The following is a 12,461-nucleotide window of genomic DNA, read 5'->3' on the forward strand; positions in this document are numbered from 1 at the left end:
ATCGAGCATAAAAAAAGACCGAACCCCAGCGGTTCGGCCTTCTTCTGATATGTGTCCCTCCATACCTCAGGTCTTATTGTGCTTCCCTGCGGTCCTTTGGCAGCCATAATGCCAGCAGTCCGAAGAGCGGCAGGAAGCTGGCCAGCAGCATAACAAATTCCATGCCCTGCATGTCAGCGACATTGCCCAGGATCACCGCGCCAAGCGCGCCCATGCCGAACGCCAAGCCTGTAATAAGGCCTGAAGCCGTGCCTACCTTGCCCGGCATCAGCTCCTGCGCGTAGACGACACTAACCGAAAAGCCGGATTGCAGGATAAAGCCCAGCAATGCAATAACCGGATAAGTCCAGCCAAGCGGCAAATGCGGAAGAATCAGAGCAAACGGCGCCGCTCCCAGAATGGAGATCAGCATCATCTTCTTCCGTCCGATCCGGTCGGCGAGCATGCCGCCGAAGAACGTCCCGAGCACGCCGCACACCATGAACAGGAACAGCAGCACCTGCGCCGACTGGATCGTCAGCGCATACGTATCGCGGGCATAGAACTGATAGAAGCTCCCGATTGCCGCACCATACCATGATCTCGCGAACACTACCAATAATAAGATGGATAGAGCAATGGCAATTACCTTGTTATTGGCGATGGAGCCATCCTTTTGACCCGAAGCCGCTTTCTTCTTTGGTCCCTTGCCGCCATGCTCCGCAAGCCTGGCCGCATACCACGGCACCACTTTGAACAGCACCGCAATCGCAATAGCGGCCAGCAGCATGCCCCATGCCGCTCCGCGCTGTCCAAGCGGAATAAAGATGACTGCCGTCATGATCGGGCCAAGCGATTGTCCAAAATTGCCGCCGACCTGATAGATCGATTGCGCGAATGCCCGCCTGTTCCCGGCCGCCATATGGACGACGCGCGAGCCCTCCGGATGGAAGACGGCCGAACCTAACCCGACGAAAACAACCGATAATAACAGCAGCGCATAATTCGGCGCAATCGCAAGACCCGCCATGCCGGCCATGCTGCATAGCATGCCTACCGGCAGCATCCAAGGCCGGGGCCAACGGTCCGACATGGCGCCTACAACGGGCTGCATGATGGATGAAGTCATATTGAGCGTGAAAGCAATCCATCCGATCTGGCCATATGTAAGCTTCAGCGACTCCTCGAAAATCGGGAATAGCGCTGTTACTACTGTCTGCATGGCATCATTGAGCAAATGTACGGAGCTGATTGCGAACAACATGGTATAGACAGTTGCGGAACGCAGCGTATCTCCAGCTGTTTTTGCCGCTGGTTGATTTATAGCCAAAGAATAGGACCTGCCTTTCATACCTCTCTTGATGTGTTTACTTGGTGATTGCTTTCCTAACTATATACTATAGGCCAAAACGTATGCAGACCGGAATGTTCAGCTCCAGCCCGTGTCCTGTCGGAGCAAGAGTGCCTAGCTCCTGATCTCTGCGGAAAACGGCAATATTGCCCGTCTTGCCGTTCGCCGCCAGCACATATGCGCCATCTGGCGTAATGCCAAAATTGCGCGGCAGCTCACCGCCGCACCCAATATGCTGAATAGGCGAAAGCTCGCCGTTCTGGGACGAAATCGCAAATACGGCAATGCTGTTATGCCCGCGGTTGGAGCTGTAGAGATAGCGTCCGTCGGCAGAGACATGAATATCCGCAGAGTCGTTATATCCGTCATAGCCTTCCGGCAGCGTGGAGTAGGTCTGCCGGGCGCGAAGGGCGCCCGCCTTCCGGTCGACGCTAAGCAGCGTTACGCTGGAAGCCAGTTCATTCGCCACATAAGCGACATCAAGCGTCGGGTGATAGGCAATATGCCGCGGACCCGCCCCGCCGAAAAACTTCGCTTCATCCGTCTTCACCAGCGTTTGCGCTTCCGTGTCATGGCGGTACGTGACCACCGCGTCCATCCCTAAGTCAACCGCGCATACATAAGATGTGCCAGGCACTGGGGATACGCAATGCGCATGCGGCTTCTCTTGCCTGTCGGCGACCGGTCCCGGCTCGCACTCGTGCTGCATGACAGCGGAAGCCGACTGGAGCTCTCCCGCAGCCGTAAGCGGATGGAGCGAGATGCTGCCGCCGGTATAGTTGGCTGCGTATAGCGCCGTACCCGCTTCATTAACGCTTATGTAACAAGGATGAGCCCCCACAGTGGAAGCCAAGCTTGTGACTTCGCCCAGCAAGCCTGTATCCGGCTGGATCGCAATGGCGACAACCTCGCCGCCGGCAACGCCGCGGGACTCCTCGATTTCCTTGGCGGCATACAGCCGCTTGCTTTCGGGATGCAGGGCAAGGAACGAAGCGTTCTCGACACCCTTCACACGCTGTACAATGCTAAGCTCGCCTGTTGCTTTATTTATCTTGCATACATGAATCGTAGCATCCGTCTTCTCGCCGTACGATCCTACATAAAAGATTCCTTCATTCCAGCCGTTTGCAGCAGCGCTCATCCTACCCCAACCCTTCTCCTATTAATTCCCTACTGTGAACATAGCATATGCCATGAAGTCATACAATGTCTTTTTTCAGAATATAGCTTCACAGACGGGCAATAATGTGATACAATGTAAGCGCTAACATTTCAGGTGATCAATTTTCTTAAGGGGGATTTTGTGATGAATGTTGCACTTAAGGAACGGAATGTGTATGAGGAATTTGATGTGGAGTCGGATGTTCTCTATTTCAAACTCGGCATGCAGGGGCTCGTCAGCTTCCATGGCAGAAATTATAATAGAAAAAAAAGAATAACTGCCGAAGAATTGAAAAATCTCATTTCCAAACAGAATTTTCTGCAAATCAGTTCTTCCTGCTACATAAACACCGCGAAGGTCACGTCGGTGGGCAGCGGAACGGTCTACTTCGGCCCGGAGTATTCCGACGCCAAGCAGCTGCCGGTCAACCGCAGGAAGCAGCAAGAAATTCAACAGCTTATGTCTAAGCGTCAATAACAAGCGACCAATTGAATTCGAACGACCTGCAACCGTCCGATTCCTCTGAATCGGACGGTTGTTCGATTTCCCGGGCCCTGCTATTCTAGCAATAACAGCTTCTTAATCAAGGAGGACAACAGACAATGACAGCACACAGCAAGGCCTATGAGCAATCCTATTACGACGAACCCGCCGTTTGGCTGGAATGGGGGCCCTATCAGGCGGCGGTCCTTCCGCGCGTTGGCGCCAATCTGATTGCGTTCCGCGATACGGCAAAGCAATATGCCGTGTTAAGAGAACCCGCCGGGGACGAGATGGACCTGTTCCGTTCCAACTCCGTCGTCTACGGCATTCCGGTGCTTTTCCCGCCAAACCGCTATAAAGACGGTACTTTCACTTGGAAGGACCGCACCTATACATTCCCGATCAATGAGGAGCGCACGGGCAACCATCTTCACGGCTTCTTCCTGGATTCCATCTGGAGCGTGGAGGGCTACGGATCTAACGAGCAGGAAAGCTTTGTGAGCCTCAGCATTACGATTGAAGAAGGCCATCCGATTTATGCCTTTCTTCCTCACCGCTTCACAATCCAGCTTCGTTACTCGCTTAGCGAACACGGCTTGCTGCAGCATGTCCTTGTCAAAAATAACGGGGATGATGCCATGCCGTGCATGCTTGCGTTCCATACGACGATCAACGCGCCGTTCGCGCCAGGCAGCGCGCCGGAAGATTACAAGTACACCATGACGATAGACAAGCGCTGGGAGCTGGATGAGCGCATGCTTCCGACCGGCCATTATCAGCCTCTTGCACAGGAGGAGCAGCTCATGGCGACAACCGGCTTATCGCCATTCTGGGAGCCTATGGATAATCATTACACAAGCACCGTGAACGCAAGCGGCCGCAATGCCATGGAGCTGACCGATGCGCGCGAAGGCGTGACGCTTGTCTATGACGTCGGGAATGCATATAAGCATTGGATGATCTGGAACAACAAAGCGACTCCGGGCTTCTTCTGCCCAGAACCGCAGATCAATCTGGTCAACGCGCCTAACGTCGATCTCCCGCAGGAGCAGACGGCGCTTCTGGAGCTTCAGCCCGGCGGAATATGGGAAGCAACGAGCCGTTTTTATTTCCGCACCAACCGATAGTTTAAAAGAAGCGTGCTTCCTAATCATAAGGAAGCACGCTTCTTTCTATAAGCTAAATCTTATATTTGCGCATTGCTCTGACTATCTCGGCGGGATTATCTCCAGCAGCTTGAGCGGGAATTGCTCATAGTCTCATGTGAGATAGGGGAAAACTGAGCTGCAGGACGAGTAACTCGGCTTAGAGAGCGCCGTCTAGCGGAATACGAAGCTGCAGGACGAGTAACTCGGCTTAGAGAGCCCCGCCTAGCGGAATACGAAGCTGCAGGACGAGTATCTCGGCTTAGAGAGCGCCGCCTAGCGGCATACGAATCTGCAGGACGAGTATCTCGGCTTAGAGAGCCCCGCCTAGCGGAATACGAAGCTCCAGGACGAGTAACTCGGCTTAGAGAGCGCCGTCTAGCGGAATACGAAGCTCCAGGACGAGTAACTCGGCTTAGAGAGCGCCGCCGACTCACCATATTCCGCTATATTCGCTGCTATAGCTGAAGCTGCTTCAATTGATAGAATTCGCCTTCCGCCGCCATCAGCTCTTCGAATGTTCCGACTTCCGCAATGCGCCCCTGCTTCATGACGACGATGCGGTCGGCATCCCGAATGGTAGAGAGACGATGGGCGACAATAAATGTCGTCCTGCCTTTAATCAGCCTCTGCATCGCCTTCTGAACATGGAATTCGGATTCATTGTCGAGAGCGGAGGTCGCTTCGTCCAGAATAATGACCTGCGGATCACGGATGAGCGCCCGCGCGATTGCTATGCGCTGACGCTGTCCGCCGGACAGCTTGCCGCCATGCTCGCCCACTACCGTATCCAGCCCATGCGGCAACTGATCAATAAAGTCTCTCAGATTCGCCATCTCTACGACACGCTGAATCTGTTCCTCTGCAATATCGTTCAAGCCATAGGTGATGTTGTCGCGGATCGTCCCCGAGAACAGGATATTCGTCTGCGGAACGACAGCAAGATGCTTCCGATAGCTTCGCAAGTCGATGGAGGACAGATCGATGCCGTCGACAAGCACTCTGCCCGCCGTCGGCTGCAGGAAGCCAATGACCAGATTAAGGATAGTGGATTTCCCAGCGCCCGAGGCGCCTACGAATGCGATGCACTCCCCTGGCTCCACATCAAGCGACACTCCCTCCAGCACATGATGCTCGCTGCCTGGATACGACAGCTCCACATGGTCAAAGCGGAATTCTCCGCGCACATCCGCCAGCTTCGTCTTGCCTTTATTGTCCTCAATGTCCTGCGACATCAGAATTTCGCGGATGGAAGAGATCGATTCCAGACCCTTGGCCAGCTGCGGATATATGGTAATGAGACCTGTAACGGATGTCAGAATCATGCCGAAATACCCTTGATAGAGCACCACATCGCCGACAGGAATTTGTCCTGTATAGGCCAAGTATGCAGTAAACATCAAGCAAAATACCTGGAAGATCTGGAACGCCACCCAGTTCGACGCGCCAAAGTACGCTTCCACGATATCCAGCTGATAGCCTTTCCCTTGGATAACTCGCAGCGTAGTATCAATCTTCCGGATCTCGACCTTCTCAAGGCCATGCGCCTTCGTAACGGGAATCATCTCCACCATCTCCGATACGCGCGAGGACATCTGCTCGATCTCTTGCCGGAACTCCTTGTTCTTCTGCTTAATCTTCCTTCTGAAAAGGATCACTAAAAACACAGACATCGGAATCGTCAATACAAAAAAAGCCGATACAAGCCAGCTGTATGTAGACGTTATGATAAAAGCGATGATGATATTAAGAATCGCCGGCATCAGCGCAATCATAATTTGCTTCGACATCATCTCGACCGCTTCAACGTCGCGCAGCACCTTCGACTGCAGCTTGCCTGCCGGAAGCTCCCGGTGCGAATTGATAGACAGCTGCTGCAGCTTGCGCACCAGCGCGCTGCGCAGTCCCGCTTCTACGAATCGAATGGCACGGCTCAGGAAGGAGATATAGGCCGCATGCGTCGGTATATTTTGCAAGATAACAACCATAACTACAGCAAAGTTGATCCATAATCCGCTAAGGGGATGTTTGGCGGGATCGGTCGCGATATTGATAATATTGGCTGTCACAATAGGCAATACATAGACCGGCGAGCTTTTGATCACCAGAAACAGGAGCGATATCGCCAGATTCATAAAATTGCCCTTGTAAATCGACAGCAAAAACTTGAGGGGAGTAGCTTCCCTCTCGAGCGCCGCTTGCGCAAGCGTGCTCCCCAGCGAAGCGGCTGGTCTAGTTCCAGCCATGCTTTCAGCCATGCATCTCATCCTTCCGCAGCTTGCCAATTCCGTCAAGTTTGTATAACAGCAGGCTACGGCAATCATCATAAGCCCAAAAGAATATCATGTAAATGTGCGATTGTGTGATGCTTTTATTCAATTGTGCTCTGGACGAGAATCTCTGCCCGGCAAACCATACCGCTCGCTTATGCCGTCTTCGTTCACTGGACATGTTGTTCCCCGGTACAACAGGTCACAGGTCAGCAATATTTTTTCAAGCGGCTCGTTTTTGCTCGCAATGCGGCCAAGCAGACGCTCCACTGCCCTCTTCCCAAGCGCTTCCTTCGGCACATGCGCGGTCGTCAGCGGCGGATCAATGCGGTACGCGTCTTCAATATTATCGAAGCCTGTCACCGAAATTTGCTCCGGCACGGATAGACCCAGCTCTGTGAGCGCGCGCACGGCTCCAATCGCAATCCTGTCATTAGCGCATACCAAGGCCGTAGGCAAGGCATTGCGTTCCATCCTCTCGCTGGCCCAGCTTTTGAACGATTCAAGATGCTCGCTCTGATCCGCTCCGTCCAGCGGCACCAGTTGTTCTTCCTTGGACAGCTTCCTCGCTTCCGGCAGACGCTCTTCCAGCGCAGAGCGAAAGCCAAGAAAGCGGTCGAGGAAGCTGCGCGAATATCTCACATTTCCGACAAACATCATGTTCCGGTGCCCCATCCCAATCAAATGCTTCGTCAGCCGGTAGACGCTCTCGTAATTGTTCGCAAATACGGTGTCAGTCGGAATAAGCGCATCTTCATGATCCACCAGCACCATCGGTAATCCGATCCGGTGCACCTCCAGCAGCAGGGAGGTCGAAATTTCGCCTACCCCGATCAGACCCAGAATCCCGCTGGGATTCAGAATATCGACGAAATGCTCTATGCTTTGCTCCGATACAATAATCATACCGCAGCCTTCCTGCTCCAGCCTGGCCGATACGCCATCAAGCACACGCCCCCAATAGAGCGACTCCTTCGTCTGGAACCGGATGTTCGGCATAAGCAGCAGCACCGACTGGCGGCTCTTGGCTCCTTCGGCCGCCGGCTCCGGCTTGGCTGCATTCATATAGACATGCTTTTGCGTGAAATATCCGAGCTGGGTAGCAGCCGCAATGACGCGCTCTCTCGTAGCTTCGCTAACCCCTCCCTTGCCGGAAAGCGTCTTGGAGACGACGAATTTCGAGACGCCTACCGAATCAGCAATCTGCTGCATCGTGATTTTATTGGACACGACTTATTCACCCACTTTCTCCTATTTGCTTATATAGCCATCGCTAGTTTTCGATCAGAATGAAATCTTTAAATCGCAGGCATGACATTGCCGCCGTTGACCGGAATATAGGCTCCGGTAATAAAGCTGGACAAGTCCGATGCCAGAAAAGCAACCGCATTGGCAATCTCCTGATCTGTACCTCTCCGTCTGAGCGGCACGCTGCTGCTGTAGGCCTCATTAATCTCGCTATTGCTCTCTCTGTCCCGATCACTGATCGTCCAGCCTGGCGCAACCTGATTGACCGTAATCTGGTATTCGCCTACTTCCTTCGCCAGCACGCGATACAACCCGTCCATCCCCCGCTTGCCGGCTGTATAAGCGGACTGAGTCGGGAAGTTCTGCATTGCGCATTCCGTATTGATGCCGATCAGCCTGCCGTACCGCGCTTCCTTCATTGCCGGCAGGAAAGCCTTAGCCAGAAAGACGCTCTGGATCACACAAGATTCGAATTGGCCGATATAATCGGCAGCGGGCTGCTCCAGCACCGAAGTCCATTGGTATTGAATGACCGCATTCGCGATCACGATATCAATAGCGCCAAGTCTTGCCGCTGTCTCATCCTTCATGCGAAGCACTTCCTCTTCGCGCGTCACATCCCCTTGCACGACAGCTGCGCGTCTTCCCTTCGACTCGATTTCCGCCTTTAATTCCGCAGCCTTCCGTTCATTCGAGTGGTAATGAATGGCGATGTTGGCGCCGCAATCTGCAAGCGTCCGTGCCATCACTCGTCCAAGGTCTCCCGTTGCACCCGTAATCAGCACATTTTTGCCGCCCAATTCAATCTTCATATCCGCTTCTCTCCTCGCTCCTATGCAATTTGTTAGTTTTATTATATAACCTATTATTGATTACACTAACAAAATGTCAACCAGTCATCTTGAAGGGCATGGCGAAAAAGAAGCTTATCCGCGCCGAATGCCAGCTCTGCATGACAGCCTGACTTCCATTGCCGAATAAGCTCCCGGATAGCTCCTATTCCTTGTCTTCAGGAGGAAGGATGACGATCTTGCCTTCATTCATTTCTACTCTTACTTTATTGCTGTTCTTGAGGCCGATCGTCTCCAGATAAGCCGCCGGCACCTGAAGCCTTCCCGCTTTGTCCAAAATCGCATACTCCACATGAGAGCTGCCCTCAAGCTCCAGCTCCGCAAGCTCCTCTGCATACGAGCGCTTGCGCAGCATCTCCGAGGATATCTTCCCGTCGCGGATTGCCGCTACCCGGTCTACCTTCTTAGCCAGCTCCGGATCATGCGTAACAATCACAATCGTAATGCCGATTGACCGGTTCAGCTCGCGGAATAAATCCAGAATCTGATTCGACATCTTCGAATCGACGGAGCCAGTCGGCTCATCCGCTAGCAGAAGCTTGGGATGGTTGGCGAGCGCAATCGCGATGGCGACGCGCTGCTGCTCTCCGCCCGAGAGCTGATATAGCTTGTTATTCGCCCGATGGCTCAGCCCGACCGCCTCCAGCAGCTCCTTCGCCCGGTAGCGCTTGCGGCTGCCTGTCAGCAGAATCGGCAGCTCGACGTTCTCCTGCGCAGTCAGGTAAGGGATCAGGTTGCGCGCGTTGTTCTGCCAGACAAAGCCTACGCTTTGGCGCTTGTAGCGGACCAGATCCCGCTCCTTGAACTTCAGCATATCCTTGCCGTCAACGATCAGCTTGCCGGCCGTCGGGCGGTCAAGGCCGCCAAGCATGTTCAGCAGCGTTGACTTACCGCTACCGCTATTGCCGATAATGGCCATCAGCTCTCCAGATTCAATCTGCAGATCCAGGCCCTGAAGCGCGAATACTTCCAGGTCCGCTGTTTTATAAATTTTCACAAGTCCTTCGCAATGGATCATACCTTAATCCTCCCCGAGTTTGAGCGCCTGATGGATGCGGAGTCTGGACAGCATGTAAGCCAATATGCCGATGCCGATTGTGAGCATAATGCCGACCATCCAATAAATGCGCACCATATCGCTCGGATCGATCTGAACGAGGAACGGCGGCACGAGGCTGCTTGGATTAAATACGATCTGGAAGTTCGGCACATACAGAAGGCTGGCCAAATTGCCGACGATAATGCCAAGCAAGACGGCAACGCCGGAGGTGAGCACTTGCTCGACAGCGAGCATCGCAATCAAGTTGCCTACTGATAATCCGATCGCTCTCAGAATGCCGTTCTGGAGCGTTCTTCCGCGAAGCGACAATACCCAGTACAGCAGGAACCCGATAAAGCTGACAAGCAAGGAAATGACAAAGCCAAGCGTCAGAATGCCGTTCAGAGCAAGCAGGAACGGATCGTTTTTGGCAAGCACCAAATCTTCTCTCGTATTCGTAATTTTATTGACGGCCAGCTTGTTCTCCTCGATTCCCTTGTACAGGTCCGCTGTCGTAGCGTCAGGCTTCAGCTTAAGCCACACCTGGTATGGCTCCATTGCCAATTGCAGCTGAATGCGGGAGAGATGGCCCACGATCAGCATCGGAGACCGGTTCGTTCCTACCTTAATAATGCCGGTTGCAGGCATCGGATTAAAGGTCGGGAAGTAGTCGATGATGCCGAATACGCGGAATGGCTGCTGCGTTACGCCTTCCCAGCCGATCCATATGGTGTCGCCCGCCTTCACGTTTTTCTGGTCGGCTAGCGTTCTAGAAATAAGGACTGCATCGGTTTCAGAGGCCATCAAATTCAAGTAATCATTCAGCGGATAATCCATCAGCGAGTCCCGGAACCAGGTTGTCATGCCGAATTGATCCGTCTCAATACCCATCAGCGTTACTTCTGCCGTATCCTTATTGAAGGTATAGAACGCTTTTTCCTTCGTAAATACTTTCGCTCCATGCTCTACGCCCGGCAAATTCAGAAACGGCTCAAATGGAGGCTCCAGATAATTGATGCGTTTCGGTACGGAGCTGGTATCCCCTCCACCGCCCGGACCGCCGCCAACCATTGGAGGCGGAGGAGCGTCATTGATCCAGTTGACGTTCAGCACCACATCGGCGCCGTTGCCGTATTGAATGCGGTCCTCGGAGTTAAGGTTGATTGTTCTCGCCGCCGATGCGCTGAATACGCCCGTCGCAATCGTCATGATGAGGAAGATCATGAGGAACTGGTATTGGCTGCTGGAGCGTCCGACTTGAATCAATGTGGCATAGATCGAAGGCGGCCACCACTTCCTGCCGATCCAATAGACTAGTCTCAGCACCCATGGATACAATCTCAGGAGCAGCAAGCCCCCGCCCATAATGAATAAAGCCGGCACGATGAATTGCAGCGGATCAATATTCAAATCCGTTGAGCTAAGTCCAAGCGACTGCAAGTCTTCTAATCGCTTCTTGAAGGTATAGAGGCCATAAATCGCCAGACCCAACGCGATAACATCCAGGAACAGCTTATGCCAGATCGGCGTCTTCACAAGCCTTGCCATCTGCTGCTTATGATCGACGATCGAGACTCGCGTCGCGAGAATAATCGGAATCAGGATAATGATCAAGCAAGCACCTGCCGCAATAGCGCCATATAAGTAAGATTGCTCCGTAATACGGATCGGCAGGTTGACGCGCTGTACAAATTCCATGAAGCCGTTGGACGCGCCCAGTATTCTGGTCAGTCCGCCTCCCAGAAACGGGCCGATCAATAAAGCAATGCCGCATAACAGAAGGCCTTCTACGAAGTAAGCTGCGATAACCTGCCATCTTGCAGCGCCCCGGCTTCGCAGGACGGCGATCTCGCTCTTCTGTCTGCTCGCGATCAAGTTGGATACCATGAACATATAGAAGGCAAGCATGATCAATACAGGGACGTTAAGCGCCCACATGAGCAAATTCAAATTCGCAGCCCTGTACAGGTAATAATCGATTGTATCGTGCGCAACTGCGTCTACTTTCATTTGATAGAGCGAGACATTCCTCAGAAGCGCTTGACGCATCCCTTCATGCGTATCCAGATAGGCGCTCACATGCCTGAACTCCATCTTGGTATAATCCATTACGAGATACCAGCCGGCACTTGTAATCGGAAGGCTCTGATTACCCAGCAAGAGCTGTTTGCCCGTCTCGAACGGCAGGATAAGGCTGGTGCTCATATCACTCAAGTTGCCGTAGCGGAAATACGGATCATCGTCCTCCAGCTTCTCGAAGACGCCGACCGGCTTGAATTTCAGCGGGGCTGGCATCTTGTCGCTATGGATGAGAAACACCGTATCCAGCACCGTCTTGAACTGAACGAGCGCGCGCTCAGTTACCAGCACCTCATATACGCCGTCAACAGGGGCCGGCGAAGGCATCCTGCCGTCCTTCAGCTTAATATGCTTCTCCAGGCCGCTGAACGACTTGATCGTGACTGCCTGGGAATTCCGATCGGTAATCTCTTCGGGATCATCCGCCCGCATCATCCTGAGCGAGGTCGACGACATGTCATTCACCAATTCCTGAATAGGAAGCTGAAAGCTCGGCGCCGCTTCCGTCTTGATGAACGTATCATAGCGCTCGAACATCCCGTTGAAGCGCTCCGGCTTGTCTGTGAAGCTCATGGTCGAATAGATGGCGCCCGGATATTGGCCCGACACCTCCTGCCAGCGCTCCAAATCCTTCTTGAGCATGCGGGACAATATGCCCTCCGAATAGATCGGCATGCTGCTGACAAGCGCCACGGACATGAGTATGCCGATGAGCAAGCTGAAAACAAGCCATTTGTTCTGCACCATCTTGCGAATAATCATAACAAACAAAGCCATGCAACTAACCTCCCAAGTCCAACGGCATTACAACAAACAGCTGAACGAATTCCGTCGTCCCGCACGAGTCACGGTCA

Annotated in this window: 9 protein-coding genes; 2 read left to right on the forward strand and 7 right to left on the reverse strand. The window is 53.2% G+C overall.

Annotated elements, in window-relative coordinates; all coding sequences use genetic code 11:
- Nucleotides 1–73 precede the first annotated feature (73 nt).
- Both D3P09_RS08550 and D3P09_RS08555 read right to left on the reverse strand, forming a co-directional pair.
- Complete coding sequence (locus D3P09_RS08550) at nt 74–1,243, reverse strand: MFS transporter (RefSeq protein ID WP_243644131.1); 1,170 nt, start codon at nt 1,241–1,243, stop codon at nt 74–76.
- Nucleotides 1,244–1,376: 133 nt separating this feature from the next.
- Entirely contained in the window at nt 1,377–2,471 is a 1,095-nt protein-coding gene (locus D3P09_RS08555; RefSeq protein ID WP_120108970.1) for a lactonase family protein, read from the reverse strand.
- 165 nt (nt 2,472–2,636) lie between these two features.
- Between D3P09_RS08555 and D3P09_RS08560 the strand changes: the two genes are divergently transcribed.
- Complete coding sequence (locus D3P09_RS08560) at nt 2,637–2,969, forward strand: LytTR family transcriptional regulator DNA-binding domain-containing protein (protein ID WP_243643995.1); 333 nt, start codon at nt 2,637–2,639, stop codon at nt 2,967–2,969.
- 125 nt (nt 2,970–3,094) lie between these two features.
- Complete coding sequence (locus D3P09_RS08565) at nt 3,095–4,102, forward strand: aldose 1-epimerase (protein WP_120108974.1); 1,008 nt, start codon at nt 3,095–3,097, stop codon at nt 4,100–4,102.
- 476 nt (nt 4,103–4,578) lie between these two features.
- Here D3P09_RS08565 and D3P09_RS08570 read toward each other — a convergent pair whose 3' ends face one another.
- From D3P09_RS08570 to D3P09_RS08590, 5 genes are all read right to left on the reverse strand, one after another.
- On the reverse strand, nt 4,579–6,378 hold the full coding sequence (locus D3P09_RS08570) for an ABC transporter ATP-binding protein (protein WP_243643997.1): 1,800 nt from the start codon (nt 6,376–6,378) through the stop codon (nt 4,579–4,581).
- Nucleotides 6,379–6,495: 117 nt separating this feature from the next.
- The gene (locus tag D3P09_RS08575; RefSeq protein ID WP_120108976.1) at nt 6,496–7,620 is read right to left on the reverse strand and encodes a substrate-binding domain-containing protein; all 1,125 of its coding nucleotides are present in this window, start codon (nt 7,618–7,620) and stop codon (nt 6,496–6,498) included.
- 68 nt (nt 7,621–7,688) lie between these two features.
- The gene (locus tag D3P09_RS08580; protein WP_120108978.1) at nt 7,689–8,450 is read right to left on the reverse strand and encodes an SDR family NAD(P)-dependent oxidoreductase; all 762 of its coding nucleotides are present in this window, start codon (nt 8,448–8,450) and stop codon (nt 7,689–7,691) included.
- Nucleotides 8,451–8,634: 184 nt separating this feature from the next.
- On the reverse strand, nt 8,635–9,507 hold the full coding sequence (locus D3P09_RS08585; RefSeq protein ID WP_120108980.1) for an ABC transporter ATP-binding protein: 873 nt from the start codon (nt 9,505–9,507) through the stop codon (nt 8,635–8,637).
- A gap of 3 nt (nt 9,508–9,510) precedes the next feature.
- A complete protein-coding gene (locus tag D3P09_RS08590) occupies nt 9,511–12,384 on the reverse strand; it encodes an ABC transporter permease (RefSeq protein WP_120108982.1) in 2,874 nt (957 codons plus the stop codon).
- Nucleotides 12,385–12,461: the final 77 nt, after the last annotated feature.

It is taken from the genome of Paenibacillus pinisoli, assembly GCF_003605435.1.
Lineage (GTDB): Bacteria > Bacillota > Bacilli > Paenibacillales > Paenibacillaceae > Pristimantibacillus > Pristimantibacillus pinisoli.